General features: G+C 69.9%; 25 protein-coding genes. 13 read left to right on the top strand and 12 right to left on the bottom strand.

The window, feature by feature from the left end:
* Positions 1-323: 323 nt before the first annotated feature.
* On the top strand, positions 324-1,694 hold the full coding sequence (locus OH768_RS30045; protein WP_406458756.1) for a histidine-type phosphatase: 1,371 nt from the start codon (positions 324-326) through the stop codon (positions 1,692-1,694).
* A 29-nt stretch (positions 1,695-1,723) separates the two neighbouring features.
* Here OH768_RS30045 and OH768_RS30040 read toward each other — a convergent pair whose 3' ends face one another.
* The 4 genes from OH768_RS30040 to OH768_RS30025 all read right to left on the bottom strand — a co-directional run bounded on the left by OH768_RS30040 (position 1,724) and on the right by OH768_RS30025 (position 5,774).
* Positions 1,724-3,169, bottom strand: coding sequence for an ATP-binding protein (locus OH768_RS30040; RefSeq protein ID WP_406458754.1), 1,446 nt, complete (start codon positions 3,167-3,169; stop codon positions 1,724-1,726).
* Positions 3,170-3,937 (bottom strand): response regulator transcription factor, encoded by a 768-nt coding sequence (locus OH768_RS30035; protein ID WP_406458752.1) that lies wholly within the window; start codon positions 3,935-3,937, stop codon positions 3,170-3,172. It lies immediately after the preceding gene.
* A gap of 161 nt (positions 3,938-4,098) precedes the next feature.
* On the bottom strand, positions 4,099-4,686 hold the full coding sequence (locus OH768_RS30030; protein WP_406458750.1) for an FMN reductase: 588 nt from the start codon (positions 4,684-4,686) through the stop codon (positions 4,099-4,101).
* Positions 4,683-5,774: an LLM class flavin-dependent oxidoreductase gene (locus OH768_RS30025; RefSeq protein ID WP_406458748.1), complete on the bottom strand. Its 1,092-nt coding sequence runs from the start codon at positions 5,772-5,774 to the stop codon at positions 4,683-4,685. The genes OH768_RS30030 and OH768_RS30025 overlap by 4 nt, the downstream gene beginning before the upstream one ends.
* A gap of 127 nt (positions 5,775-5,901) precedes the next feature.
* On the opposite strand from OH768_RS30025, the gene OH768_RS30020 reads away from it, so the two are divergent.
* The 3 genes from OH768_RS30020 (at position 5,902) to OH768_RS30010 (ending at position 8,681) form a co-directional block, all read left to right on the top strand.
* Positions 5,902-6,735, top strand: coding sequence for a DUF6597 domain-containing transcriptional factor (locus OH768_RS30020; RefSeq protein WP_406458746.1), 834 nt, complete (start codon positions 5,902-5,904; stop codon positions 6,733-6,735).
* 93 nt (positions 6,736-6,828) lie between these two features.
* A complete protein-coding gene (locus OH768_RS30015) occupies positions 6,829-7,992 on the top strand; it encodes a sensor histidine kinase (protein WP_406458744.1) in 1,164 nt (387 codons plus the stop codon).
* A complete protein-coding gene (locus OH768_RS30010) occupies positions 7,989-8,681 on the top strand; it encodes a response regulator (protein ID WP_406458742.1) in 693 nt (230 codons plus the stop codon). Before OH768_RS30015 ends, OH768_RS30010 begins: the two co-directional genes overlap by 4 nt.
* Here OH768_RS30010 and OH768_RS30005 read toward each other — a convergent pair.
* Together OH768_RS30005 and OH768_RS30000 are read right to left on the bottom strand one after the other, a co-directional pair.
* Positions 8,650-9,246: a hypothetical protein gene (locus OH768_RS30005; protein WP_406458740.1), complete on the bottom strand. Its 597-nt coding sequence runs from the start codon at positions 9,244-9,246 to the stop codon at positions 8,650-8,652. The two genes, OH768_RS30010 and OH768_RS30005, sit on opposite strands and share 32 nt — an antisense overlap.
* An 868-nt stretch (positions 9,247-10,114) precedes the next feature.
* Positions 10,115-11,005 carry an NADP-dependent oxidoreductase gene (locus tag OH768_RS30000; RefSeq protein ID WP_406458738.1) on the bottom strand — a complete coding sequence of 297 codons (891 nt, stop codon included), beginning with the start codon at positions 11,003-11,005 and terminating at the stop codon, positions 10,115-10,117.
* 166 nt (positions 11,006-11,171) lie between these two features.
* On the opposite strand from OH768_RS30000, the gene OH768_RS29995 reads away from it, so the two are divergent.
* On the top strand, positions 11,172-11,582 hold the full coding sequence (locus OH768_RS29995) for a winged helix-turn-helix transcriptional regulator (RefSeq protein WP_406458736.1): 411 nt from the start codon (positions 11,172-11,174) through the stop codon (positions 11,580-11,582).
* Positions 11,583-11,586: 4 nt separating this feature from the next.
* Here the strand turns inward: OH768_RS29995 and OH768_RS29990 are convergent, their stop codons facing one another.
* On the bottom strand, positions 11,587-12,060 hold the full coding sequence (locus OH768_RS29990) for a MarR family winged helix-turn-helix transcriptional regulator (RefSeq protein WP_406458734.1): 474 nt from the start codon (positions 12,058-12,060) through the stop codon (positions 11,587-11,589).
* An 87-nt stretch (positions 12,061-12,147) separates the two neighbouring features.
* Positions 12,148-12,615: a hypothetical protein gene (locus OH768_RS29985; protein WP_406465503.1), complete on the bottom strand. Its 468-nt coding sequence runs from the start codon at positions 12,613-12,615 to the stop codon at positions 12,148-12,150.
* 147 nt (positions 12,616-12,762) lie between these two features.
* On the opposite strand from OH768_RS29985, the gene OH768_RS29980 reads away from it, so the two are divergent.
* From OH768_RS29980 to OH768_RS29965, 4 genes are all read left to right on the top strand, one after another.
* Positions 12,763-13,098 (top strand): YnfA family protein, encoded by a 336-nt coding sequence (locus tag OH768_RS29980; RefSeq protein ID WP_406458732.1) that lies wholly within the window; start codon positions 12,763-12,765, stop codon positions 13,096-13,098.
* A gap of 73 nt (positions 13,099-13,171) precedes the next feature.
* Complete coding sequence (locus OH768_RS29975; protein WP_406458730.1) at positions 13,172-13,948, top strand: SDR family NAD(P)-dependent oxidoreductase; 777 nt, start codon at positions 13,172-13,174, stop codon at positions 13,946-13,948.
* Entirely contained in the window at positions 13,948-14,124 is a 177-nt protein-coding gene (locus OH768_RS29970; RefSeq protein ID WP_200812055.1) for a hypothetical protein, read from the top strand. The genes OH768_RS29975 and OH768_RS29970 overlap by 1 nt, the downstream gene beginning before the upstream one ends.
* 41 nt (positions 14,125-14,165) lie before the next feature.
* Positions 14,166-15,434 (top strand): GNAT family N-acetyltransferase, encoded by a 1,269-nt coding sequence (locus tag OH768_RS29965; RefSeq protein WP_406458727.1) that lies wholly within the window; start codon positions 14,166-14,168, stop codon positions 15,432-15,434.
* Positions 15,435-15,456: 22 nt separating this feature from the next.
* Here the strand turns inward: OH768_RS29965 and OH768_RS29960 are convergent, their stop codons facing one another.
* Positions 15,457-16,743, bottom strand: coding sequence for an alpha/beta hydrolase-fold protein (locus OH768_RS29960; protein ID WP_406458725.1), 1,287 nt, complete (start codon positions 16,741-16,743; stop codon positions 15,457-15,459).
* A gap of 136 nt (positions 16,744-16,879) precedes the next feature.
* Positions 16,880-18,253, bottom strand: coding sequence for a hypothetical protein (locus tag OH768_RS29955; protein ID WP_406458723.1), 1,374 nt, complete (start codon positions 18,251-18,253; stop codon positions 16,880-16,882).
* A gap of 416 nt (positions 18,254-18,669) precedes the next feature.
* Between OH768_RS29955 and OH768_RS29950 the strand changes: the two genes are divergently transcribed.
* The gene (locus OH768_RS29950) at positions 18,670-19,470 is read left to right on the top strand and encodes an LAGLIDADG family homing endonuclease (protein ID WP_406458721.1); all 801 of its coding nucleotides are present in this window, start codon (positions 18,670-18,672) and stop codon (positions 19,468-19,470) included.
* 39 nt (positions 19,471-19,509) lie between these two features.
* Here the strand turns inward: OH768_RS29950 and OH768_RS29945 are convergent, their stop codons facing one another.
* Positions 19,510-20,703, bottom strand: a complete 1,194-nt coding sequence (locus tag OH768_RS29945) for an RtcB family protein (protein WP_406458719.1) — start codon at positions 20,701-20,703, stop codon at positions 19,510-19,512.
* A 219-nt stretch (positions 20,704-20,922) separates the two neighbouring features.
* Between OH768_RS29945 and OH768_RS29940 the strand changes: the two genes are divergently transcribed.
* From OH768_RS29940 to OH768_RS29930, 3 genes are all read left to right on the top strand, one after another.
* Positions 20,923-21,792 carry a DUF3558 domain-containing protein gene (locus tag OH768_RS29940; protein ID WP_406458717.1) on the top strand — a complete coding sequence of 290 codons (870 nt, stop codon included), beginning with the start codon at positions 20,923-20,925 and terminating at the stop codon, positions 21,790-21,792.
* A 133-nt stretch (positions 21,793-21,925) separates the two neighbouring features.
* The gene (locus OH768_RS29935) at positions 21,926-22,804 is read left to right on the top strand and encodes a DUF3558 domain-containing protein (protein ID WP_406458715.1); all 879 of its coding nucleotides are present in this window, start codon (positions 21,926-21,928) and stop codon (positions 22,802-22,804) included.
* 194 nt (positions 22,805-22,998) lie between these two features.
* On the top strand, positions 22,999-24,345 hold the full coding sequence (locus OH768_RS29930) for a DUF2637 domain-containing protein (protein ID WP_406458713.1): 1,347 nt from the start codon (positions 22,999-23,001) through the stop codon (positions 24,343-24,345).
* A 64-nt stretch (positions 24,346-24,409) separates the two neighbouring features.
* Here the strand turns inward: OH768_RS29930 and lysS are convergent, their stop codons facing one another.
* Entirely contained in the window at positions 24,410-26,152 is a 1,743-nt protein-coding gene (gene lysS / locus OH768_RS29925) for a lysine--tRNA ligase (RefSeq protein ID WP_406465501.1), read from the bottom strand.
* Positions 26,153-26,225: the final 73 nt, after the last annotated feature.

The following is a 26,225-nucleotide window of genomic DNA, read 5'->3' as shown; positions in this document are numbered from 1 at the left end:
GCGGGTTACTCGTTCTCTGGTGTCCGAGCTAGGACTACGGAGCCAAGACCACTGCCACGACGCCCTGAACATCACTGACTACCCTCGCCGTTTGCGGCTGGTGACACAGTTCTTACTGGCACCCCCACTAGGGCCTGCCCGGCTCACCGACACCACTGCCTCGCTGTCCCCAGCCGTACCACCCCTGCCGTGCACGCGGCAGGCGAGGTGGATCCCTACTGATCCACTCGCGACGCACAGCCGGGAAAATTCCGAGCAGACCAGGCCCCCGGAGTCACCCCGAATGCACCCGGCGTTCACGTCCCCCGCGAAACATGCGCCCCATGAGACGTGTCATCCCCGCCCTGGTCCTCGGCACGGCCGCGCTGCTGGCCACCCCGTTCGCCGCTCAGGCCGCCCCCGGCGGCAGCGCCCACACCGACAGTTACGGCACGAAGGCCGTGTACGCGCCGGAGCAGAACTCCCGGTCGTACCAGAAGGCCCCGGCCGGTTTCACCCCCGTCTTCACGGAGAACGTGTCCCGGCACGGATCGCGGTCCGCTACCGACAGCTCGGACGGCGACCTGATCCTCGCGCTCTGGAACCAGGCCGAGGCTGAGGGCCAACTCGCCGCGAAGGGCAGGGAGTTCGGGCCGAAGGCGCAGGCCCTCGAAGCCGCCATGAGCACGATCGGCTACGGCAACCTCAGCGCGCGCGGCAAGGCGGAGATCCAGGCCACCGCGACCCGGATGGCGAAGCGGCTGCCGACCCTCTTCGCCTCGATCGCGAAGAACAAGGAGCCCATCGACGTCGTCAGTTCGGGTCAGGGACGCGCCGTCGACAGCGCCAACCTCTACGGCGCCGCCCTCGCCCGGACCGACCCCGACCTCACCTCCCTCATCGGCACGACCCGTACCGACAAGGACCTCCTCTACTTCCACAAGGCCGCCGGCGGTGCCGCCTACCGCGACTACATCGCCAACGACCAGCGGCTCGCCACCACCCTCAACACCATCACCGACCAGCCGAAGACCCACCGTGCCGCCCGCGACGTACTGAAGAAGCTGTTCAAGCCCGCGTTCGTGGACCGGATCACGGCGGGCGAGTTCTCGTCGATCGGCACGGACGTCGAGGCCGCCACCGCCGTCTACAACCTGTACGCCATCGCCCCCGCGATGAGCGCGGAGAGCCCGGGCGGCAAGGGCTGGGGCATGGACCGGTACATCTCGGCGCGCGACGCCGACTGGTTCGGGTACATCTCCGACGCCGAGGACTTCTACGAGAAGGGGCCGGGCTTCGCCGACAGCGACATCACGTACAAGATGGCCGGCGTCCTGCTCTACGACTTCTTCAAGAAGGCCGAGGCCAAGCGCGACGGCACGAGCGACCTGGGCGCGGAACTCCGGTTCACGCACGCCGAGGAGATCATCCCGCTGGCCGCGCTGATGGGCCTGCCCGGCAGCACGACGGGCGTCACCACCGCCAAGCCGTACACCTACGGCAGCAACCCGTGGCGCGGAGCGGCCGTCGCGCCCCTCGGCTCCAACATCCAGTGGGACGTGTTCCGCAAGGGCAACACCTACCTCGTCCGCATGCTCTACAACGAGAAGGAGACCACGTTCAAGACCGGCTGCCGTCCCGTCTCGAAGGGCAGCAAGTTCTACGACCTGAACGAGCTGGAGCGCTGCTTCGGGCGCACGGCCTCCAACGGCTGATCAACTCCCGCTCCGAGCCCGTCAGTTCCTCAGCCCCGGCCTCGTGGCCCGGTTCCCGGGCCGGTCACACCGCCCACCGTGAACCCGATCACCGCACCGCCCCCCTCCCGCTGCAGCGCGAACGGCGCTCCCCCGTGGGCGAGGGCCACCTCGCGGACGATCGAGAGGCCGAGGCCCGAGCCGGGGAGGGAGCGGGCGTCGGCGGCGCGGTAGAAGCGGTCGAAGATGCGGAAGAGGTCGGTCTCCGAGACTCCGGGGCCTCGGTCCAGGACCTCTACGCGGACCGTGCCGGGGCGTGCCGGGCCGGAGACCGCGATCTCGATCGGGGTCCGGCCCGCGCGGTCGAACTTGGCCGCGTTCTCGACCAGGTTGGAGATCGCGCGCTGGAGCATGCCGGGGCGGCCGTCGGTCGTCGTGTCGCCGCTCGCGCGGACGGTGATGTCGCGGCCGGTGCGGCGGCGGGCCAGGACCGCGACGTCCTCCGCGATGTCGGCGAGGTCCACCTGCTGGGGCGGTTCGGTGTCGGACTGTCCTGCCGCCAGGTCCACCAACTCGTTGACCAGGTCGGTGAGTTCGCGGGCCTCCTGCGAGAGGTCCGCGACCAGTTCCTCGCGGGTCTCGGGCGGCAGTTCGTCCATGCGACGGAGCAGGGAGATGTTCGTGCGCAACGACGTGAGGGGAGTGCGGAGTTCGTGGCCCGCGTCCTGGATCAGGCGGCGCTGGTCCTCCTCCGACTGCGCGAGCCGGCCGAGCATCCGGTCGAAGGCGCGGCCGAGGCGGCCCACTTCGTCGTAGCCGGTGACGGGGACCTGCACGCCGAGGCGGCGGGTGCGGGCCACGTCCTCGGCCGCCGCGGTGAGGATGATCAGGCGCCGGGTGATGCGCCGGGCGAGCCACCAGCCGCACAGGCCGGCCAGCACCACGACCGCCGCCATCAGCACAAACGTCCGCTGCTGTAGGGCCCGCAGCAGATCCTCGGTGTCGCTGAACTCCTGCGCCACCTGTACCGCCCCCTGCCCACGGCCGAGCGAGACGGTCGCGATGCGGTACACGTCCTCGGCGACGGCCACGTCCTTGTGCTCGACCGTCTTCCCGGCCACCTTCTCGCCCGCGACCGCCCGGTCGTCACCGGTGACGGGCAGCGCCGGGCTGCCGCTGTCGAGGACCCCGCCGGCCGGTCCGAGCACCTGCACATCCGTACGGGCCGGCCGCACGATGTCGTGGCCGGGCGCGGAGGAGGAGAAGTCGTCGGGCGTCATCTGGTGCGTGCGCACCTCGTCCTGCAGGTCCTGTACGACCTGGTCGAACACGGACTCCTGGTCGACCCGGACCAGCCGGGCCGCCGCGTCGTAGGAGAGCACACCGACGAGGAGGGTGACGGCCGCGGTCACCGCCGCGAAGGACAGCACGAACGTGGTGCGGAGGGAGACCAGTCGGGGCCGCCGGGCGGCCACCAGCCGCCGCAGGCGGCCCACTCAGTCCTCCCGCAGCACGTAACCCACGCCACGCACCGTGTGGATCAGCTGCGGTGCGCCGGGCTCGTCGAGCTTGCGGCGCAGATAGCCGACGTAGACGGCGAGGTTCTTGGAGCCGGGGCCGAAGTCGTAACCCCAGATGCGGTCGTAGATGGTGGAGTGGTCGAGGACGATGCCCGCGTTGCGGACCAGCAGTTCGAGGAGTTCGAACTCGGTCCGGGTCAGCTCCAGTTCGCGGCTCCCGCGCCAGACGCGGCGGGCCTGGAGGTCCATGCGCAGGCCGGCCGCCGAGACCTGCTTGTCGGAGGAGGAGGAAGAGGAAGAGGAAGAGAACGCCGACTGCTGCGGGTCCTCCCGCATTGCGTCGGCGGAGGTGCCGGGGACGCCGTTCGCCGGGACCGGGCTGGTGCGGCGGAGCAGGGCGCGCAGCCTCGCGAAGACCTCCTCGACGTCGAAGGGCTTCACCACGTAGTCGTCGGCGCCCGCGTCCAGGCCCGCGATACGGTCGGCGGTCTCCACGAGGGCCGTCAGCATGAGGATCGGGGTGCGGTCGCCCTCGGCGCGCAGCACCCGGCAGACCTGGAGGCCGTCGATGCCGGGCATCATCACGTCGAGAAGCAGCACGTCCGGTGGGGTGCGGTGGGCCTGCGCGAGCGCCTCGACGCCGTCGGCGACCGCGGTCACCTGGTAGCCCTCCAGGGTCAGGGCCCGCTCCAGGGCATGACGGATGGCGCGGTCGTCTTCGGCGAGCAGCACAGTCTGGGGCACGTCCCCCAGTGTGCCAAGGCCTCCGGCGGTAGGGCGGTGGGGGCAGGTCTACGATCACCCTTTTTACCTGCCTCTCACCGTGGTGGACGCAACCCGGGCCGACCTCCTACCGTCTTCTCACGGTCGGCGCCCGACAGGCTGATTCGTGCCGACCGGTGTTGTTACTTCGTGGGCGCCAGTGCCGCCAGCTGCTCCGCGAACGGAACGACCGCCGGCTTCTTCTCCGGGCGTGCTGTCGACAGGCCCGTCATCAGCGCGCCCAGCTCCCCCGCCGCCCGTTCGATCCGCTCCGGCAGGCCCTCCGCGCCCCAGTCCTCGGAGGCGGCGTAGACCGCGGTCGGGACGACCACGGCCCGCAGGTGGGCGAAGAGCGGGCGCAGGGCGTGTTCCAGTACGAGGGAGTGCCGTGCGCTGCCGCCCGTCGCGGCGATCAGCACCGGCTTTCCGACCAGGCCGTCCTTGTCCAGGACGTCGAAGAACGACTTGAACAGTCCGCTGTACGACGCCGAGAACACCGGGGTGACCACGATCAGCCCGTCCGCCTCCGTCACCGCGTCCAGCGCGGCGGCGAGGGAACGGCCGGGGAAGCCGTTGGTGAAGTTGTGCGCTATCTCCACGGCGAGGTCGCGCAACTCCACGACCTGGATGTCGACGGGGGTCCGGCGGTCCACCGCCGCTGCCAGCCGGTCGGCCAGCAGCCTCGTGGACGACGGAACGCTCAGCCCCGCCGAGACGACTACGAGCTTCATGCGACGGTCACCTTCTCCGATGCGGCTGCGAGCAGCGACTGATGGGTCGGCGCCTCCGGCACGTCCGCCGGGCGGTTCACCGCGAACTCCTTGCGCAGGACCGGTACGACCTCCTCGCCCAGCAGGTCGAGCTGCTCCAGAACCGTCTTGAGCGGCAGCCCGGCGTGGTCGAGCAGGAACAGCTGGCGCTGGTAGTCACCGGCGTAGTCCCGGAACGCGAGGGTCTTCTCGATGACCTCCTGCGGGGAGCCGACGGTCAGCGGGGTCTGGTCGGTGAAGTCCTCCAGGGAGGGCCCGTGGCCGTAGACCGGGGCGTTGTCGAAGTACGGGCGGAACTCGCGCACCGCGTCCTGGGAGTTGCGCCGCATGAAGACCTGGCCGCCGAGGCCGACGATCGCCTGCTCCGCGGTGCCGTGGCCGTAGTGCGCGTACCGCTCCCGGTACAGCTCGACCATGCGCTTGGTGTGGTCGGCCGGCCAGAAGATGTTGTTGTGGAAGAAGCCGTCGCCGTAGAAGGCGGCCTGCTCGGCGATCTCGGGCGAGCGGATCGAGCCGTGCCAGACGAACGGCGGTACGTCGTCCAGCGGGCGGGGCGTGGACGTGAAGCCCTGGAGCGGCGAGCGGAACTTGCCCTCCCAGTTCACGACGTCCTCGCGCCACAGGCGGCGCAGCAGGGCGTAGTTCTCGATGGCGAGGTTGATGCCCTGCCGGATGTCCTGCCCGAACCAGGGGTAGACCGGGCCGGTGTTGCCGCGGCCCATCATCAGGTCGACCCGGCCGTCGGCCAGGTGCTGGAGCATCGCGAAGTCCTCGGCGATCTTCACCGGGTCGTTGGTGGTGATGAGGGTGGTGGAGGTGGAGAGGATCAGCTTCTCGGTCTGCGCGGCTATGTAGCCGAGCATGGTGGTGGGCGACGAGGGCACGAACGGCGGGTTGTGGTGCTCGCCGGTCGCGAAGACGTCGAGCCCGACCTCCTCGGCCTTCAGCGCGATGGCGACCATGGCCTTGATGCGCTCACGCTCGGTCGGCGTCCGTCCGGTGGTCGGGTCCGGTGTGACGTCGCCGACGCTGAAGATCCCGAACTGCATGGTCGTTCACCCTCCAGGTTGTTGATTATTCAACTATACCCCCCAACGGCCACCCCGCCGCACATATTCCACGCACCGGGGACGCGGTCTTCCGCCCACTGTCAGTGGCCGGACCTACGATCCCCACATGGCCGCCCCACGCCGCAGCGCCTCCGGAGAAGCCGACGACACCCGGGGAATCGTCGACCCCGCCGAACTCCTCACCCGCGTGCACTTCCGCCGCCCCGAACCGGCCCCACCCCTCCGTCCGTACGTCGAGCACTACTGGCTGATCGACTGGGACCTCACCGAGCCCTACGTCTCCCACGTCGTCCCGCACCCGGCCGTGCACATCGTCTTCCAGCGATTGGCCGGCGAGGACGCCTTCGTCGAGATCGCGGGCATCCCGCACGGCCTCTTCGCCCAGAAACTGGAGGGGCGGGGTCGGGTGTGCGGGATCAAGTTCCGGCCGGGTGCATTCCGGACCGTCGCCCCCGACCGCCCCGTGTCGGAGTGGACGGGCGCGCGGATACGGCAACCCGAGGTGTTCCCGGACACCGACCCCGCCACCGTCCTCGACCCGGCCGACGAGAACGACCGCGTCGCCGCGCTCGACGCCTTCCTGCTGGCCCTCGACCCACGCCCGGACCCGCAGGCCGAACTGGCCACCACCCTCGTCGACCGCATCCGCACCGACCGCACGATCCGCCGCGTGACCGACTTCGCCCACGCCGAGGGCCTGTCCGTACGGCTGCTGCAGCGCCTCTTCGCCGCATACGTCGGCGTCGGCCCCAAGTGGGTCATCCTGCGCTACCGCATCCACGAGGCCCTGGAGCGCGCGGGCGCCGACGAACCCGTGGCCTGGGCGGGCCTCGCCGCCGACCTGGGCTACGCCGACCAGGCCCACCTGGCCCGCGACTTCACGTCGACGGTCGGGGTGTCACCGACGGCGTATTCACAGGGAGTGCAGGGCGGGCGCTGACCGCCGACGGACGCACCCTCCACGCTGGTAGCTTTCGCTCCGGCCGGACGGCAGTGGGAAGAGTGCCCGGACGGGAGTGGGAAGAGAGCCGCAGTGAACCGAACTCAGGCCCTGAACCGGTGGTTCACGGCGGACAACAACCCCGTCCAGATCTTCGGCACCGTCGTCGCCGTCACCGTCGGCGCGCTCGCCGTGCGGCCGGTCGGCACCTCCGGTACCGGGCTCGCGGTGCTGTGTCTGCTGGTCCTGGAGTCGCTGCTGCTGTGCACGCGGCTCATCCCCGAGGGCACGTTCTCGCCCCGCGTACAGCTCGCGGTGCTGTGTGCCTGGGCGGTCGGGGCGGCGGCGCTGATGAGCCTGGAGACCTCCGGGGCGTCGGCGCTGTTCGCCTACTTCGTGACCGGGCACGCCGGGTACCGTCTCGAAGCCCGCCGCGCGCTGCCCTTCGCGGCGCTCACCAGCGCCCTGTGCGCGGGCGCGCTGCTGCTGCCGTGGGGCGGCGGCACCTCGTGGATCGTGGGCGCCTTCACCGGTGTCAGTGTGCTGGTCGGTATCTCCAACCGGGCCCACGCCGACGCGTTGCGCTCCGCGCGGGCCGCCGCCGAGCAGGCCGAACTGGCCGCGCGGGCCGTGGCACGGGCCGAGGCGCTGGCCGAGCGGGCCCGGATCGCCCGGGACGTGCATGACGTACTGGCCCACTCGCTGGCCGGGGTGAACATGCAACTGGAGGTCACCGACGCCCTGTTGGAGTCCGGTGACATCGACCGGGCCCGGCAGGCGGCCCAGCGGGCGCAGAGCCTGGTCCGCTCGGGGCTGACCGAGGTGCAGCGCACGGTCGGGGACCTGCGCGAGGACGCGCTGCCGCTGGTGGAGACGCTGCAGTCGCTGCTCGCATCCGCCTCCGACGCCGGTACGCTGACCGTCGACGGGCCGCCGCGTGAACTGCCCGTCCGCCTCGCCCAGGTGATCGTGCGCTGCGCCCAGGAGGCGCTGACCAACGCGCACAAGTACGCGCCCGGCGCCCCGGTCCGCATGCGCCTGGAGTATGCGGAACAGCCGGCCGAGGAGACCGTCTTCGAGGTGGTGAACTCCGCGCCGCCGGAGGGCTCGCGGCCCTTGGCCGGTGCGGGGAGCGGGATGGGGCTGGTCGGGATGCGTGAGCGGCTCGACCTGGTGGGCGGCACGGTCGCGGCCGGGCCGATCGTGGACGGCGACGACGCAGGAGGCTGGCAGGTGCGCGTGGTGATCCCGGGATGAGCGACGAGCAGCGGGGCGAACAGCAGCCTGTTGTCAGGGTAGTTGTGGCCGACGACCAGACCGCGGTGCGGGAGGCGCTGGCGACCGTACTGGATCTGCAGTCCGGTGTGGAGGTCGTGGCGACCGCGAAGGACGGCGGGGAGGCCGTGCGGGCGGCCGAGGAGCACGCGCCCGATGTGATCCTGATGGATCTCAACATGCCCCGGGTGGACGGGGTGGAGGCCACCCGGCTGATCGGCGAACGCTTCCCTGGGGTCGCCGTCGTGGTGCTCACCACCTTCGCCGACGAGGAGTACATCCTCGCCGCGCTCGGCGCCGGCGCGCGCGGCTACCTGACCAAGGAGTCCGGCCGGGAGGACATCACCCGCGCGGTGCGGGCGGCTGCCGCCGGGCAGTCCGTGCTCGACCCCGCCGTACGGGACCGGCTCGTCGCCGCCGCCGCGCGGGGCGGGGCCCCCGTCCAGCGGGCGGGGGCGGGACTCGCCCCGGACCTCACCCCCCGGGAGGTGGAGGTGCTCACGCTGATCGGCGAGGGGCTCACCAACCGGGGCATCGCCGAGCGGCTGGTGGTGAGCGAGGCCACGGTGAAGACCCATATCAACAACCTCTTCTCCAAGGCTCATCTGCGGGACCGGGCGCATGCCGTGAAGTACGCGTTCATCCACGGACTGGTGAAGACCCCTCGGTGAGGGCCTGCCCCTGGGCCCCGGCCGGAGCCAGGAGGCGCACGCGGGCCAGGAGCAGGAACACCCGGGTGAGGACCATGGCCAGCGCCATGATGACGAAGAACGGTGCGATGGCGTCCTGGACTATGTGGTGCTCCGCCATGAACGTGCCGAGGTGGTCGCGGAACCAGGTGTTGTGCTCGGCGAGGTAGATGAAGGCGACGCGCAGGGCGACCACCGCCGTCCAGATCGCCACGAAGCCCGCGCCGCAGCGGGTGTGGACCTTGCCCGAGGCAGGGTCGCGCTCCACGCCGGTGGTGAAGGTGGCGACGACACCGCAGGCGAGCCCGATCGTGGCGCCCACCAGATAGACCACGATGTCGACGGTCTGGGTGGGCATCCCCTTCAGATAGAAGTAGCCGACCGCGGACACCGTGCCGATCGGCATCAGCACCTTGTGCAGGTCGTACTTCCGGCGCCCGTACTGCGTCAGCATCATCACCGCGAAGATGCCCCCGCTGATCGTCAGCGCCTGCTCCATGTCCGTCATGACGTCGCACTCCTCGGTCTCCGGCGGTCGTCCCGCCACGCGTTTTCCTGAGATCGACTCTCCCGCCGATGCCGGAAAAGCTCCCGGACCCACGGGTGGAAATCCGGGTGGAGACGCAGGGTGGAGCCCTCCCCTAGGGGCAACTCGGGGGCCGGGTCGGAGGAAGCCGGGCGCCAAGAGGGCCGGGCGCCCGGAGGGCCGGGCGCCGAGGGGTCCTGATGCCGAGGAGGGCCGGAAGCCGAGGAGGGCTGGGCGCCGAAGGGGCCGGATGCCAAGGGGACCGGATGCCCCGGGGGTGGGCGCCAACGGGACCGGATACCGAGGGGGCCGGATGCGGAGGGGGAGCCGGGCGCCAGGGAGCCGGCGCCCCCGGGGGGACCGGGCGCCAAGGGAGCCGGGCGCCAAGGGGTCCTGATGCCGAGGAAGGCCGGAAGCCGACGAAGGCTGGGTGCCAAGGAGGGCTGGGCGCCGAAGGAACCGGATGCCAAGGCGACCGGCTACCGAGGGAGACCGGATGCCGCGGGGGAGCCGGCGCCAGGGGGCGAGCGCCCCGGGGTGCACCCCTGGGGGACCGGGCGCCAAGGGAGCCGGGCGCTAATGCAGAGGAGGACCCGATGCCCAGGAGGCCGGGTGCCAAGGGGCCCAGACGCCAAGGCGACCCGATGCCCAGGAGGCCAGGTGCCAAGGAGGCCGGGTGCCAAGGAGGCCGGGTGCCAAGGAGGCCGGGTGCCAAGGAGGCCGGGTGCCAAGGAGGCCGGGTGCCAAGGAGGCCGGGTGCCAAGGAGGCCGGGTGCCAAGGAGGCCGGGTGCCAAGGAGGCGGGGTGCCAAGGCGACCCGATGGCCAGGGGACCGGGCGCCGACCGGACCGGATGCCGAGCGGGCCCGGTGCCGAGGGGACCGAATCCCCTACGGCACCAGCACCAGCCGCCCCCGCACCCCGCCCTCCGCGAGTCGTGCGTGCGCCTCGGTCGCGTCCGCCAGGGGGTACGTGTCCGCCACCCGCAGCGTCAGTACGCCCTTCTCCACCAGGGCGACCAGTTCGGCGAGCCGGGCCCCGTCCGCGCTCACCTCCACCGCCCCGGTCCGCACCCCGCGCTCCGGGGCCGGCGCTGCCTGCGGGATCACCCCGGTGAACGCGCCCCCGTCCCGCACCCACGCCAGCGCCCGTTCCCCGAGGACCGCCGCGTCCAGCACCGCGTCGACGCTCCCCGTCGGCACTCCCTCGCTCGTGAACTCGGCGGCGCCCAGGGCCCGTACGAACTCCTCGTCACCGGTGCGGGCGAGCCCGGTCACCAACACCCCGCGCTGTGCGGCGAGTTGAACTGCGAAGCCGCCAACGGCCCCCGCCGCGCCCGTCACCAACAGCGTCTGACCCGGCGTCAACTCCAGGAGATCCAGGGCCTGTACGGCGGTCAGCGCGTTCAGCGGGAGGGTGGCGGCGTGCACCGCGTCCACGCCCTCCGGCGCCTTCGCCACCGCGTCCGTGTCCACGACGACGTACTCGGCGTGCGTACCCAGCGGCTTGACCGCGCCGTAGTGCAGGGCGACCACCTCGTCGCCGACCTGCCACGCGCCGGCGACGCCGGTCGCGTCCACCGTCCCGGCCACGTCCCAGCCCAATCCGAGCCGCTCGCCCGCGCCTCCGAACGCGCCCGCACGCACTCCGGCGTCCACCGGGTTCAGCGAGGCCGCCGCGACCTTGATCCGCACCTGCCGGGCGCCCGGCTCGGGAATTTCCGTCTCCACGACCCGAACCGCCTCGGGCCCGCCGAACGTCGTCACCATTGCAGCACGCATGACAGACAGCTCCTCTTATAAGGGTTGTAAGGGATGTAAGGGCTTCGCCGGGGCATCCCCTCGGCTGCCGACAACCCTAGGGAGAGCTACTATCCATCGGGAAGTAGTTACCTGAAGGTGCGTACCTACCCCGGAAGTGACCGGAAGTGAACGGAGGCCACGGCCCATGGCGACCATGACAGCGGCCCAGAAGCGCGAACAGGCACGTGTCGAGTACGACGCGTTCATCCGCAGCTGCCCCACCAACCAGCTGCTGGACCGCATCAGCGACAAGTGGGTCAGCCTGGTCGTCGCCGCCCTGTCCCCGAGCCCGATGCGCTACAGCGACCTCGCCCGCAAGATCGCCGGCGTCAGCCCCAAGATGCTGACGCAGACGCTCCGTTCACTGGAACGCGACGGCATCCTCTCGCGCACGGTCACCCCGTCCGTCCCGGTCCGCGTCGACTACGAACTCACCCCGCTCGGCGCCAGCCTGAGCATGCTGCTGCTCGCCGTGAAGGACTGGGCGGAGACCCACATCGAGGAAGTCCACGAGGCGCGGGGGCGCTACGACGGGGACGAGCCGGTGCCCGCCTAGCCAGCTAGACCTCCCCCGTCCGCAGCCGCGCGATCTGCTGCCCGCTGAACTCCACCGTCCGCCTCATGTGCCCGACGATCACGGCGAGTTCGGCGTCGGCGAGGTCGTCGAAGAGCATGAACCAGCCACCGCCCAGCCGGTTCCACATCCGCCCGAACTCGGTGATCTTCTCCGGGACGGTCGCCACCAGCACCCGCCGCCGGTCCTCCGCGTCCCGCTCCCGGACGACGTACCCGGCCCGCTCCAGCCGGTCCACGAGCCGCGTCGCCGACCCGGTCGTCAGCCCGGTCAGCTCGGCGATCCGGCCCGTGGTCACCGGCCCCGCCTCCAGCGTGAGCAGGTTCAGACACTGCAGATCGGTGGGGTGCAGCCCCAGGCGGTCGGCGACGGCCTGGTTGAACAGGGCGTACGACGCCATGTACCGGCGCGAGACGGTGGACAACTCGTCCAGCAGCCGCGCCCGCGCGTTCCCGGACATGTCGTACCCCTCGTCGCCTGTGCCGTGCGGAGATCGAGATCGTACGACGAGCTCGGCCAAGTGGCTCAGGGGTACTACGGGCGTGGCTCAGAAGTAGTAGCTGTCACTGGTGTCGAGGACGAGCACCCGCTGCTGGTCGTTGGCCCGGTTCCCGTCCACCGCACCGCCGCCCCACACCGTGTCCAGCTCCAGCAGCACCTCGGAGGACGCGTCCCGCAGCATCACCCGCAGCTCGATCCGCTCGCCCGCCTCGTCCGCCGCCAGCGCCCCCGTCCGGCACACCACCACCCGCTCCCCCGACCGCGCACACCCCTCCGGCAGCGTCTGCCGGTCCGCGAGCGGCTTCGACCAGCGCAGCCGTACGGTCGCGTCGGGAACGGCGGACGGGCCGTGGTTGCGCGGGGTGAACCGCACGTCGATCCGGCCGGCGGTCATGGCGACGGAGCCGTGATAGGAGAGGTCCGCCTCCGGAACCGGCACACCGGGGGCCGCGCCCATCACCGCGAACGCGGCACCCACTACGGCGCCGACCCGTAGTACCCGTACTACTCGCATGCCGTCCATCTGCCATCCACTCCTCTGTACGCCCGTGCGCCACCGCTGGGGTCGTACGGATGTATCCCACGCGGAGCGCGCGACAGGCGCCGTCCATCAGGTGACACCCGTGCGATCAGGTGACACCCGTGTGATGGGGTGGCGGTCATGCTCGTACTTCGCTCCGCGGCCCTCTTCGTCCTCGCCGCCGTCTTCGAGATCGGCGGCGCCTGGCTGGTCTGGCAGGGGGTGCGCGAACACCGCGGCTGGCTGTGGACCGTCGGCGGGGTCATGGCCCTCGGCGTCTACGGCTTCGTCGCCACCTTCCAGCCCGACGCCCACTTCGGCCGCATCCTCGCGGCGTACGGCGGGATCTTCGTCGCCGGTTCGCTGGCCTGGGGCGCGGTCGCGGACGGCTACCGGCCCGACCGCTGGGACATCACCGGCGCCCTGATCTGCCTGGCCGGGATGGCCGTGATCATGTGGGCACCGCGCGGAAACTGAGCCGCCGCCGGGCCCGCCTATCCTGGACGGAGTCGTACGCACGAACCAGTTGATCCCTCCCGAGGAGCAGCCCATGGCCACCGCCGCACCGTCCGCCGCCTCCCGTATCGCGGTCGTCACCGGGGCGAGCGGCGGCATCGGCGCCGCCACGGCCCGCCGGCTCGCCGCGGCCGGTTACCGCGTCGTCCTCACCGCCCGCCGCAAGGACCGCATCGAGGCGCTGGCCGAGGAGATCAACAAGGCGGGCCACAAGGCGACGGCTTACGAGCTCGACGTCACCGACCGGGCCGCGGTCGACGAGTTCGCGACCGCCTTCAAGACGATCGGCGTGCTGATCAACAACGCGGGCGGCGCGCTCGGCGCCGACCCGGTCGCGACCGGCGACCCCGCCGACTGGCGCACCATGTACGAGACGAACGTCCTCGGCACGCTGAACGTCACCCAGGCCCTGCTCCCCGCCCTCACCGCGAGCGGCGACGGCACGGTCGTGGTCGTCTCCTCCACGGCGGGCCACGGCACGTACGAGGGCGGCGCGGGCTATGTCGCCGCCAAGCACGGCGCCCACGTCCTCGCCGAGACGCTGCGTCTGGAGATCGTCGGCACCCCGGTCCGGGTCATCGAGATCGCGCCCGGCATGGTCAGGACGGACGAGTTCGCGCTGACCCGGTTCGGCGGGGACGCGGAGAAGGCGGCGAAGGTCTACGCGGGCGTCGCCGAACCGCTCACGGCGGACGACGTGGCCGACACGATCTCCTGGGCGGTCACCCGCCCCAGCCACGTCAACATCGACCTGCTCGTCGTCCGCCCGCGCGCCCAGGCCTCGAACACCAAAGTGCACCGGGAGCTGTGATGCCGGACGAGGAGGGCAACCCGGACAACTCCCAAGAGGCCCTGGACAAGCGCCGGCTGGCCGAGGAGACCAGGAACGAGCGCAAGGTCTGGTACTTCCTCGCCTACTTCCTCTTCGGCATCCACATCGTCGCGTTCGTGATGATCTACGCGGTGACGCACGCGCCGAACAAGTGACGAGCTGAGGAGCGGTGGTCAGACGCATAAAGTCACCGTCCGTGGACAGACAACTCCCCTTCGACGATCTCCCCAACTTCCGTGACCTGGGCGGCTACCCGACCCCGGACGGCCGCCGCGTCCGCCCCGGACTCCTCTACCGCGCCGACTCCCTGGGCAAGTTGAGCGAGAACACGGACGACTGGACCCGCTTCCTCGGCCTCTGCATCGGCACGGTGATCGACCTCCGCTACCCCTGGGAGATCGAGCGCAGTGCCCGTATCCCCGAGCACGCGTCGTTCACGTATCACAACCTGAGTATCGAGCATCGCCCTTACGACCAGGCGGTGTTGACCCCCGACATCGCCCCGGGGCCGTACCTGGCGGAGCGGTACGCGGAGGTGGCCGAGGACGGTGCGGAGGAGATCGCACGGGCGCTGGAACTGGTCGCGGCGGCAGCCGGGACCGACACCCCCCTCGTCTTCCACTGCGCGTCCGGAAAGGACCGCACCGGCCTGCTCGCGGCACTGGTCCTGGGCCTGCTCGGCGTCCCCGAGGAGACGATCATCGAGGACTTCACCCTCACCGAACTCGCCACCCCCGCCCTCCTCTCGGCCTGGCAGGCCCGCAACGGCGGCCGCTCCCCGGCCTGGCCGTCCTGGGGCCACGCCCCGGAAGCGGTCATGCGCCTGTTCCTGGCCGGACTGACCAGCCGCTACGGCTCGGTCGAGGGCTATGTGACCAAGGCCCTGTCCCTGGACGCCACGGCCCTCTCAACCACCCTGCGCGACATGCTGCTTGAGCAACGGCCCACCGCCTGGCCGGAGTTGGCCTACCGCAAGGCCACCGAGGCGGACGCCGTCGCACTCGTCCGCCTCCGGGACAGCGCGGCCCTGTGGCAACTGGCCCGGGGCATCGACCAGTGGAAGCCGGGCGAGAAGGACGAGGCCCACTTCCTGCGGCGCGTGCGGGAGGGCGAGGTATGGCTGGCGCACGCCGACGAGACCCTGGCCGGCGCCTGCGAGATCTGGTGGGACGACCCGGCCGCCTGGGGCCCGCGTCCGCCCGACGCGGGCTACGTCCACCGCCTGATGGCGACCCCGCACGCGGCACCGCCGGACACGGGGCGCCGGCTGCTCGCGCAGGCGGAATCCCGCATCGCCGCGACGGGCCGCCCGTACGCCCGCCTGGACTGCCTCTCCTCCAACCCCCGCCTGCGCGCCTACTACGAGTCGGCGGGTTACACCGCCGTAGGCGAACAGCGGGCGAAGGACGGCGGGTTGGGGAGCGCGTACGCGGTGACTCTCCTGGAGAAGCGCCTCGGCGACTGAGCCGAACTCAGCCGGTGGGGGCCTATTTCCGCTGCCGGAAGATCCACTCCCGGATGCCTTCGATGGTGTAGGCGATCGGCCAGGTGGAGTTGTGCTCGACGCCGTGCGCGTTGGCCAGGCCCCCGGCCAGGGTCGAACCCTTCTTGAACGTCGAGTAGTTGACCGTGGTGCCCTTGGCCGCCATGGCCTTGACGTCCGCGGCGAACTCCGCCGCCGTGGACTGGCCGTCCCAGACCGCCCGGCTGACCTTCGTCCCGGCCTTCTCGGCGACGGCCATGATGGCGTTCTCCCCCGGATACGCCTTGGTGTCGCCCTGCGAGACGGTGACCCAGAGGTTCTTCTTCGCCAGCGGTGCGGCCTGGGCGGAGGGCCACTGGCCGGCGACGACCCACGAAGCGGCGAAGAGATCGGGGTACTTGATGTTCAGACCGAGGGTCATCATCGCCCCCATCGACTGCCCGGTGGAGTAGAGCCGATCCGTGTCGATGCTGTACTTGCCTGCCAGCTCCCTGACCAGGTCGGCGGTGGTGTCGAAGAGCGACGTCGGCTTGTAGTCGTCGCCGACGACCACCTCCGGGTACTGCGGCGCCAGCACGAACGCCGGCCGCTCCGCCTGCTCCTCGGGAGCGGCCCAGCACACCGCGCCCAGCCCCTGCACCAGCGTCGCCCGCACGGTGGTGCTGATCAGGCTCGCGTCGTGCATGAAGAGGACCAGCGGATAGGACTTGGTGCGGTCGTAGCCCTCCGGGACGTAGAGGTTGTACGGCAGTGACCTGCCGGTCTTCGGGTCCTTGTACGTGAACTGCTGGAAGTCGTCGACGATCAGGTTCACGGTGCGGCCGGTGGCGACCTCGGTGTTGTCGGCGGCGTAGCGGGTGCCGCCGGTGGTCGTGACGGCGCCGGCCTGGACGACGGTGCCCTTCGCCGCCTTGATGGTGGCCGGTCCGCCGGTCGAGCCGACCTGGGGGCCGGGGATGACGTACGGGCTGCTGGAATCGGACGCCGAGGGCGATGACGACGCCGACGGCTGGTTGCTCCCCGCCGCACTCCCGCCCCCGCCCATGCCTCCCCACAGCAGCGCGCTGTCGTCGTCCGGGGAGAGTTCCACGATGACGTACGGCCCGTCCTTGCCCTGGTCGGCGAGGGCCGCGCCGGTGTTGGCGTAGACCTTGGTGACGGTCCGCCCCTCCACGGTGAAGGACGTCTTCGTGAGCGTGGACGTGTCGATCGCGGTGTCGTACTCGACGGCCACGGCGATGAACTTCTGCCCGTCGCCGTAGACCTGAGTGATGGCGGTGGCACCTTTCACCTGCCCGCCACCGCTACTACTACCGCTGTCGCTGCCGGAGTCACAGGCCGCAAGGCCCGAGGCGGCGACCACCGCCGTCGTCCCTGCCCCCACAACCCGCGCTAAGAAAACGCGCCTTGTCGTCATTTTCCACACCTCAGTTCAGGGACTTGACAATGCGCCCGATGCGGGTGGCGGCCTTCTCCGCGGTGCCCTGGATGTAGAAGCCGTCGACCGCTTCGTAGGTGACGTGGTCGAAATTCCATTTGTCGGGCATGTTCTTGGCGCCGCCCTCGAACATCGACATGACGAAAGTGCTGGAGAACGACGAATTCTCGCGGATCGCGTTCGCGGTGGTGGTGGACAACTCCGGTTCCACACCGGCGAAGACGCCCTTGCCGACCTGGAAGACCCAGATCGGCACCTGGGCGGTGCCGGTCGGGGTGAAGGTGACGGCCTTGGTGGGCGCACTGGCCTGCGGGCCCGTGACCTGAGTCGTGGTGATGTCGTCGACGACCAGCCGCACCGCGACTTTCCTGCCGCTCTCGTACTTACTGATCCCCTGGGCCACCCGCACGATCTCGTTCCCGAGCCGCTCGCCCTGCGCGGTGAGCAGCGCGAAGCCGGCGTCGTGCAGATCGACGCCGTAGGTCCAGCCCTTGTCCTTGTCGATGGTGTACCGCTTCGAGCGGTAGGCCGGGAACTGGTCGCCGCACGCGCCGACCAGCCAGAAGCCGACGGCGCCGGGGTACTGGGCCTCGACGTGTGCGACGGCCGCGCCGGCGAGGTCGGCGGTGATCGGCAGGGTGCCGTCGGCCATGACCGAGTCCTGCATCACGCAGGACTGCACGTTGTAGTTGGTCAGGACGGCGATCGGGTTGCCGTCGAGGTCGTTGAAGCGGGCGACGTACACGCCCTTGTCGGAGGGGAGTTGCTCGTTGACGCCGAGCCAGTAGCCGTCGGCGGTGGAGACGTTGCGGTTGACGTTGACGTCGGAGCGGCCGGTGCCGTAGCCGACCTCGGCGTCCTGGAGGTTCTTGACGGCGTCGGCCACGGCGGACTTGGTGGCGGCCACGATGTTCTGCACATAGGCGGCGGCACCGGCCGAGGACGAACTCGCCTGGACGTGCGGCGCGGAGAAGCAGTGCGTGACGGTGACCATGATGTTCGCGGCGGTGACGCCGCTCGCCGCGGTGATGGCGGTCCGCATCAGCGCGATCGCCTCCGCGCTGATCGAGGTCAGGTCCAGCACGGCCAGCGCGATACGGCGGGAGCCGGACTCCACCAGCAGGACACGGACGTTGAGGTCGTCGTGCACGGCGGTGAAGTTGTCCAGCGGCAGGAGCGAGGCCGCGGGCGTGAACGCGGCCTTGCCGGCGCCGACCTTCAGCCCGGCCGCCGCCTTGGTCGCGGTGGCGGCCTGGGCGGAGGTGGCACCGCCGACCACGGTCGCCGCGAGCGCGGTCGCCGCACCGGCGGCCACGACGGTCCGCCGGCTGAACTCGCTCTGATTCTGGTACCGCTCAGACATGTGCTGTCCTCCGAGACGCTGCGGGTGGGTTGGGCGAAACACCCAGGCAGCATCACAGCGAAATTCGAGGCCAGCAATAAGGAACGCGCGCAACCAATGCTTTCACAAACAACACACCAATTAAAATGCGCCAGCCGAAGGAATTCACAGCAATAGGGCGCGAATTCACAGCGATCTCAGAGAGTTCTCAGAGCGGCCGAGATCTTAACGACAGGGGGACGACTGCACATCCCCCGGTTCACCCACAAGGGTGAACCGTATCGATCACCAGCACGCTGTCCGAACTGTCGATCTAGGCTCACGCCACAACATCAACACGACGGCCCTCGACCGGGACGGGCATCCCGACCGAAGGCCTGACCAGCACGGAAGTGGGCTTCCCTGTGGCTGATTGCGAGCCTATCGCTCACCAGTTCATGGACCTGACGGTCCCCAAGTACGCGTACATGTTCGGGTTCTTGCAGGCGGATGGGCACCTCCACCAAGGGGCCGGACAGAAGGGCCGTCTGTCCGTCGAGCTCAACGCACGGGACATCGAGCTACTTCGCCAGTTCCAAAAACTGACGCCCTACTACAGCAGCATCCGCGAGCGCACACGGTCCACGAACTTCGCCGAGACCGCGCACTCGGCGGTCTGGAGTCTCTGCTCCCTCGAAGCCAGGACCAGGATCAACGAACTGGGGCTGCCCTACGGCCGCAAGTCCAAGAACATCACCCCTCCCCCAGGCGAGTTCTCACAGCGCGACTACCTCCGAGGAGTCATAGATGCCGACGGCTCTGTGGGCTACACGAGCAAGGGCTTCCCCTTCGTCTCCCTGACCACAGCCAGCACGGCCATCGGACACTGGCTGCGCCAGTACGCAAAGAACGTGACAGGCGCCGAGCGCAACCTCAAACGCAACGCACGCGACGGTATCTACAACCTCCTCTACGCCATGGAACCGGGCCAGAGCCTTGCCGCCCACCTCTACTACCCCGGCTGCCTGTCCCTGGACCGAAAACTCGCAGCCGCCCAGTCGATCGCCACCTGGCTACGTCCTTCCGGCATGCGGGCCGCCTATACCGCACGCCGATGGGAAGAGTGGGAAGACCGGGTCCTGCTGGAACTCAACAGCCCATCGGCAGCGGCGGAGAAGCTGGGCAGGACCCCCCAGAGCTGCAATCTCCGCAGTTGGCGCCTGCGAACCGGCCAGGTCCCCATGCCGAAGTCGCAGTGACTCGATGGCCGAGGCCCCGGTCAGCCGGGGCCTCGGCCATCAGCCCTTCACGCAGATGAACTGCTTCAGCTTCGCCACGACCTCCACGAGGTCCCGCTGCTGCGCCATCACCTGGTCGATGTTCTTGTAGGCACCGGGAATTTCGTCGAGCACGCCGGAGTCCTTGCGGCACTCCACACCCCGCGTCTGGTCCTCCAGGTCCCGCATAGTGAAGTGCCGCTTGGCCGCGTTCCGGCTCATACGCCGACCCGCGCCGTGCGAGGCCGAGTTGAACGCCTTCTCGTTGCCGCGACCCTTCACGATGTACGAACTGGTGCCCATCGAGCCCGGGATGATCCCGTACTCGCCGGAGCCGGCGCGGATCGCTCCCTTGCGGGTGACAAGCAGGTCCATACCCTCGTACCGCTCCTCACTCACGTAGTTGTGGTGGCACGAGATCTCCGGCTCGAAGGTCGGCTTCGCCTTCTTGAACTCCTTGCGGATCACGTCCTTCAGGAGCGCCATCATGATGGTGCGGTTGTACTTCGCGTACTCCTGAGCCCAGTAGAGGTCATTCCGGTAAGCGGCCATCTGCGGGGTGTCCGCAACGAAGACCGCCAAGTCGCGATCGACCAGACCCTGGTTGTGCGCGAGCTTCTGGGCCACGCCAATGTGATGCTCGGCCAGTTCCTTGCCGATGTTCCGGGAACCGGAGTGAAGCGTGAGCCACACCACCCCTTCAGTATCGAACAGTAGCTCGATGTGGTGGTTGCCCGCTCCAAGCGTCCCCATCTGCTTGGCCGCCCGCTCCTCCCGGAACTTCACCGCATCCGCAACCCCCTCGAACCGCCCCCAGAACTCGTCCCACCCGGAAGTCGCGAACCCATACATCCGCCCGGGATCGACCGGGCTGTCATGCATCCCCCGCCCCACCGGAATCGCCTGCTCGATCTTCGAGCGCAGGCGGGACAGGTCGCCGGGGAGGTCGTTGGCCGTGAGGGAGGTCTTGACCGCGGACATTCCGCAGCCGATGTCGACGCCGACGGCGGCCGGGCACACCGCACCCTGCATCGCGATGACCGAGCCGACCGTCGCGCCCTTGCCGTAGTGCACGTCCGGCATGACGGCGAGGCCCTTGATCCAGGGCAGGGTGGCCACGTTGCGGAGTTGCTGGAGCGCGCCCTCCTCGACCGACGCCGGGTCGGCCCACATGCGGATCGGGACCTTCGCGCCCGGTATCTCTACATACGACATTTCGTCCTCATTCCCCCGGAAAACAACAGAAGTCTAAAATCACAAAACCGGCGCCAAGGTCAACGAAAGGGACACCGGACCGGCGTTCACGGCTGTGCGTGCGATACACATTGTCTCCAGGGGGTCCCCCGGTGCGGCAAGCGATTAACCAGCGGGGACACTGGCAGCACCCTTGATCATCGCCCAGAACCCTTGATCGTCGTCGAGAGGAGCCCGACCGTGCAGCGGAAGGCATACGTACCCGGCGCCGCCGCGCTCCTCGTGGCGCTGCTGGCCGGCTGCACAAGCGGTTCGGGCAGCGGCGGTACGACGGACGACGCGAACCCGGGCGCCGCCGGTACGGCGACCGCGGCGGCCCAACCGGGCAAGTACCGCACGCTTCCGGAGCCCTGCGGAGCGGTCAGTCAGAGCACGCTGGACTCCCTGCTCCCCGGGATCAAGCAGATCACGGACGCGGACCAGCGCGAGGCGGCCTACGCGGGCGAGGCGACGCTGACGTACGACACGGACCGCAAGGTGGGCTGCCGTTGGAAGGTGGAGTCCACGGACGCGACCGACCATCTGCTGGTCGACTTCGAGCGGGTGGTGTCGTACGACAACGCCGTGAGCGACGACAGCCAGGCGACGACGATCTTCGCGACGAAGGAGGCGGCGGCGGATCTCCCGGAGCCGGCCGCCGGCACCGGCGCCGCGTCGGACTCGGCCACCCCCTCGACGTCGGCCTCCACCACCCCCACCCCCTCCTCTTCGTCTTCCTCTTCTTCGTCTTCCTCTTCTTCCTCTTCCGCGTCCTCCTCGGACTCGGCTTCCACCTCTGCCTCCCCCTCCGACTCCACCACCCCGACCGCCCTCCAGCCCCGCACGCTCTCCGATCTCGGTGACGAGGCGTTCCTCGACGACGCGTTGAGCAGCTCCGGTTCGACGGCCAAGCAGCGGACGGTGACTGTGGTGTTTCGCACGTCCAACGTCATTGTGACCATCGAGTACGAGGAGCAGGCGGCGACGGTCGGTGTGGACCCGGACAGCCAGAAGATGCAGGACAGGGCGCGGAAACTGGCCGCGCAGCTGGCCGACTCGCTCAACGGTTAGGGGCTCGGACGGCCGTTTCCGGGGGCCCGCTCAAAGCCTGTGAACGGAGACCGCACAGCTGACTCACCGCGTACCGTGGCCCCTCGGACCCGATCCGACGGCAGGAACCACGAGCGTCATGAGTGAAGGAACCATGCATCAACCAGCACAGCGTGACCCGCAGACCCACCAGCGAGCGAAGCGTCTCCACCGCGTCCTTGTCTGCGCGGCGGCGGTCCCGGTGATGCTGATCGCGGCCGGCTGCTCCTCGGACTCCGGTTCGGACGGCGGCGCGGCCAAGGACACGGCCGGTCTCGGCGCGACGACCTCCGCCAACGCCACGGCCGCTCCGCCGGTGCGGGCGGCGGCGTACAAGAAGCTGCCCGAGCCGTGTGCGGTGCTGTCGAAGAAGACGTTGACCGAGCTGGTCCCGAAGGGGGCCAAGTCGGGCAAGGAGGGTACGTCGACCGATACGGCGTCGCGCGGCAGTTGCTCCTGGACGAGCCTGGACAACAACGGGGTCAAGGGTTCGCAGTTCCGCTGGCTGAACGTGTCGTTGCTGCGGTTCGACTCCTCGCAGACGCAGGGCGAGGGCGACAAGCTGGCGGCGTCGTACTACGCGAAGCAGGTGCAGGAGGCGCAGTCGGTCACCGGCGCGAAGAACGTCAAGTCGGAGCCGGTCGCGGGCGCGGGTGCCGAGGGTACGGCGGTGCGCTACGACCTGAAGAAGAAGGAAGGCGCCTTCAAGCAGCAGACGGTGGTGGCGCGGGTCGAGAACGTGGTCGTCACGATCGACTACAACGGCGCGGGTCTGGCGGGCGACAAGACGCCGAGCGCGGACACGTTGACGAAGGCGGCGGAGAAGGCCGTGAAGGAGGCCGTGGCGGCGGTCACGTCGGCCAACGGCAGCGGGAGCGACAACGGCGGCGGCTCAACCTCCCCGTCCCCCTCCAAGTCCGCGTCCCCGTCCGCATCTCCGTCCAAGTCGGCGTCCAAGGCCTCTCCTTCCGCCTCTGCGAGCAAGAAGAGCTGACCGTCACATCCACACCGTTTTTCGCCCTCAACTCGCAGGTCAGCCAAGCCTTTTGACGGAGCCCGGCCCCTCCTCGGCGCCGGGCTCCTGGCGGACCGGCACCCGGGACGCCGCACACATGTGCCACCCTGTTCCGCGCAAGACCATGCAAGGGGAGGGGAGTACGGGTGTCCGCGCCCATTCAGCTCACACGTATGCACCGGATACTCATCGGCGTGGTGGTCTCCGGTGCGATGGTCATCGCCGGTATCGGCTTCGCCGGTTCGTACGCCGCCGTACGCGAACTCGCCCTGAAAAAGGGCTTCGGCAACTTCGCGTACGTCTTCCCGGTCGGTATCGACGCGGGTATCTGCGTCCTGCTCGCCCTGGACCTGCTCCTGACCTGGATCAGGATTCCCTTCCCGCTGCTGCGCCAGACGGCGTGGCTGCTGACGGTCGCGACGATCGCGTTCAACGGCGCGGCGGCCTGGCCCGACCCGCTCGGTGTCGGGATGCACGCGGTGATCCCGATCCTGTTCGTGGTCTCCGTCGAGGCGGCCCGGCACGCGATCGGCCGGATCGCCGACATCACGGCCGACAAGCACATGGAGGGCGTCCGCCTCACCCGCTGGCTGCTCTCGCCCCTGCCGACGTTCCTTCTCTGGCGCCGGATGAAGCTGTGGGAGCTGCGTTCCTACGAGCAGGTCATCAAGCTGGAGCAGGATCGTCTCGTCTATCAGGCACGGCTCCACTCCCGCTTCGGCCGCGCGTGGCGCCGCAAGGCTCCGGTGGAGTCCATGATGCCCCTGCGTCTGGCGCGCTACGGCGTCCCGCTCGCGGAGACGGCCCCCTCGGGTCTGGCGGCGGCGGGCATCGAGCCCGTACTGCTGCCCCCCGCCCCGCAGTTGGAGCCGGCGCGGGAGCCGGAGCCGCAGCAGGCACCGGCCGCCGTGCAGAGCAACCCGGCGCCGGTCCGGGAGCAGCTTGCGGCCCCCGCGGCGAACGAGCAGCCCCAACAGCGGCCGCAACAGCAGGAGTACGTCGAGCCGCAGAGTCAGTGGCTCCAGGCGCGTGACCCCCAGGCCGTCGCGTACCAGGGTGGCTACGACCCGACGTACGACCCTGATGCCGCGTATCAGGAGTGGTACGCGGAGCAGCAGCAGGCGGAGCAGTTCCAGCAGTACGAGGAGGAGCAGCAGCAGTTCGCGCAGCAACGGCGGTTCGAGCAGCAGCAGTTCCCGCAACAGCAGCAGCGGTACGAGGAGCAGCAGCCGGAGCCGGAGCCCGAGCCCTCGCCCGAGGACACCGGGACCTTCCCGATCCCGGCGGGTCCGGGCCGTACCCGTGAGCTGGGCGCGGGCGGTGGCACGGAGCCGACCGAGGACGACTACTACCTCATCTTCAAGAAGTCGATAGACGGCAGCTACCCGACCGGGGGCCAGTTCCGGGGTGATGTGGAGGCCACGTACGGCATCACGCTCCCGCAGCGCGAGGCGGACCGGATGGTCAACCGTTTCACGAACCGTCACACGGCGGAGCTCCAGGAAGACCACATCGCATAGCCCTTCTTCTACGACGATGGGGGCGCCCGGTGAACACCGGGCGCCCCCATCGTCGTAGAACGGCTTACTCGCCGAGCAGGCTCCGTACCCTCTCCTGTCCCACCGCCAGCAGCAGCGTGGGCAGGCGGGGGCCGGTGTCGCGGCTGACGAGCAGGTGGTAGAGGAGGGCGAAGAAGGTCCGCTGGGCGGTCTTGATCTCCGGCGGGAGTTCCTTCGCGGTCGCCTCGGCGGAGAAGCCGGCCTGGACCTTCGGGACGCCGTAGACGAGGTGGCTCAGGCCGTCCAGGGACCAGTGGTCGGCGAGTCCGTCGACGAGCAGGCGCAGGGACTGCCGGGCGGGCTCGTCGAGGGACTTGAGGAGGTCGATGTCGGGTTCGTCGCGCACGATGGTCCGCTGGTCGGCGGGGACGTGCGTGTTGATCCAGGCCTCGGCCTTGTCGAGCCGGGGGCGGACCTCGTCGAGGGTGGACAGGGGGTTGGCGGGGTCGAGTTCGCCGAGGATGCGCAGCGTCTGGTCCTCGGCCCCGGCGGTGATGTCGGCGACGGACGCGAGGGTCCGGTACGGCAACGGGCGGGGCGTGCGCGGGAGTTCACCGGCGGCGGTGCGTACGGCACGCGAGTGCGCGGCCACGTCGGCGGGCAGGGCCGAACCGTCCGCGACCTTGGCGTCGAGCTTGTCCCACTCGTCGTAGAGGCGCTGGATCTCCTGGTCGAAGGCGATCTTGAAGGACTGGTTGGGGCGGCGGCGGGCGTAGAGCCAGCGCAGGAGCTGCGGTTCCATGATCTGGAGCGCGTCGGCCGGGGTGGGGACCCCGCCCTTGCTGCTGGACATCTTGGCCATGCCGCTGATGCCGACGAAGGCGTACATGGGCCCGATGGGCCGCTCGCCGCCGAAGATCCCGACGATCTGTCCGCCGACCTGGAAGGACGAGCCCGGGGACGAGTGGTCGACACCGCTCGGCTCGAAGATCACGCCCTCGTAGGCCCAGCGCATGGGCCAGTCGACCTTCCAGACCAGCTTGCCGCGGTTGAACTCGCTGAGCAGGACGGTCTCGGTGAAGCCGTCCTCGGTGCAGACGTACGTCAGCTCGGTGGTGTCGTCGTCGTACGCCGTGACGGTGGTGAGGTCCTTGCCGCAGGCGCCGCAGAAGGGCTTGTACGGGAAGTAGCCGGCGGAGCCGGAGCTGCCGTCGTCCTCCTCGGCCGCGCCGGAGCCGGCCTCGGCCTCCAGCTCGGCGGCGTCGACGGCCTTCTGCTGCTGCTTCTTGGCCGGGGCCTTCTTGGTGCGGTACTGCTCCAGGATGGCGTCGATGTCGCCGCGGTGCTTCATGGCGTGCAGGATCTGCTCGCGGTACACGCCGGAGGTGTACTGCGCGGTCTGGCTGATCCCGTCGAACTCCACGCCCAGCTCGGCGAGCGAGGCGATCATCGCGGCCTTGAAGTGCTCCGCCCAGTTCGGATACGGCGATCCGGCCGGGGCTGGGACGGAGGTCAGCGGCTTGCCGATGTGCTCGGCCCAGCTGGCGTCGGTCCCTTCCACCCCGTTGGGCACCTTGCGGTAGCGGTCGTAGTCGTCCCAAGAGATGAGGTGCCGGACCTCGTGACCCCGGCGGCGGATCTCGTCGGCGACGAGGTGCGGGGTCATGACCTCGCGGAGGTTGCCGAGGTGGATGGGACCGGAGGGGGAAAGCCCGGACGCGACGACGACCGGTTTGCCCGGGGCCCGACGCTCCGACTCCTCGATGACCTCATCCGCGAAACGGGAGACCCAGTCGGTGGTCTCGGTGCTCTGAGCCACGATCGGCACGTCCTTCTTTCTCAAGGCAGTCAGTACGGTCAATTCGGCTGCGCCCCCAGTTTAGGCGGCGCAGCCGCCTCTC

This window comes from Streptomyces sp. NBC_01622 (assembly GCF_045209635.1).
Classification (GTDB): domain Bacteria; phylum Actinomycetota; class Actinomycetes; order Streptomycetales; family Streptomycetaceae; genus Streptomyces.
Note: the sequence above shows the minus strand (reverse complement) of the source record. Positions and strands in the feature narration are given on the sequence as shown.

What these genes read in the sequence shown, in the direction of transcription:
- OH768_RS29970 (WP_200812055.1), top strand. Translation starts at nt 13,948, where the DNA reads ATGCCGGACGAGGAGGGCAACCCGGACAACTCCCAAGAGGCCCTGGAC.
- OH768_RS29985 (WP_406465503.1), bottom strand. Translation starts at nt 12,615, where the DNA reads ATGCGAGTAGTACGGGTACTACGGGTCGGCGCCGTAGTGGGTGCCGCG.
- OH768_RS30025 (WP_406458748.1), bottom strand. Translation starts at nt 5,774, where the DNA reads ATGCAGTTCGGGATCTTCAGCGTCGGCGACGTCACACCGGACCCGACC.
- OH768_RS29975 (WP_406458730.1), top strand. Translation starts at nt 13,172, where the DNA reads ATGGCCACCGCCGCACCGTCCGCCGCCTCCCGTATCGCGGTCGTCACC.
- OH768_RS29955 (WP_406458723.1), bottom strand. Translation starts at nt 18,253, where the DNA reads ATGTCTGAGCGGTACCAGAATCAGAGCGAGTTCAGCCGGCGGACCGTC.
- OH768_RS29930 (WP_406458713.1), top strand. Translation starts at nt 22,999, where the DNA reads ATGCACCGGATACTCATCGGCGTGGTGGTCTCCGGTGCGATGGTCATC.
- OH768_RS30010 (WP_406458742.1), top strand. Translation starts at nt 7,989, where the DNA reads ATGAGCGACGAGCAGCGGGGCGAACAGCAGCCTGTTGTCAGGGTAGTT.
- OH768_RS29950 (WP_406458721.1), top strand. Translation starts at nt 18,670, where the DNA reads ATGGACCTGACGGTCCCCAAGTACGCGTACATGTTCGGGTTCTTGCAG.
- OH768_RS30000 (WP_406458738.1), bottom strand. Translation starts at nt 11,005, where the DNA reads ATGCGTGCTGCAATGGTGACGACGTTCGGCGGGCCCGAGGCGGTTCGG.
- OH768_RS29935 (WP_406458715.1), top strand. Translation starts at nt 21,926, where the DNA reads ATGCATCAACCAGCACAGCGTGACCCGCAGACCCACCAGCGAGCGAAG.
- OH768_RS30045 (WP_406458756.1), top strand. Translation starts at nt 324, where the DNA reads ATGAGACGTGTCATCCCCGCCCTGGTCCTCGGCACGGCCGCGCTGCTG.
- OH768_RS29980 (WP_406458732.1), top strand. Translation starts at nt 12,763, where the DNA reads ATGCTCGTACTTCGCTCCGCGGCCCTCTTCGTCCTCGCCGCCGTCTTC.
- OH768_RS29945 (WP_406458719.1), bottom strand. Translation starts at nt 20,703, where the DNA reads ATGTCGTATGTAGAGATACCGGGCGCGAAGGTCCCGATCCGCATGTGG.
- OH768_RS29990 (WP_406458734.1), bottom strand. Translation starts at nt 12,060, where the DNA reads ATGTCCGGGAACGCGCGGGCGCGGCTGCTGGACGAGTTGTCCACCGTC.
- OH768_RS29995 (WP_406458736.1), top strand. Translation starts at nt 11,172, where the DNA reads ATGGCGACCATGACAGCGGCCCAGAAGCGCGAACAGGCACGTGTCGAG.
- OH768_RS30030 (WP_406458750.1), bottom strand. Translation starts at nt 4,686, where the DNA reads ATGAAGCTCGTAGTCGTCTCGGCGGGGCTGAGCGTTCCGTCGTCCACG.
- OH768_RS30020 (WP_406458746.1), top strand. Translation starts at nt 5,902, where the DNA reads ATGGCCGCCCCACGCCGCAGCGCCTCCGGAGAAGCCGACGACACCCGG.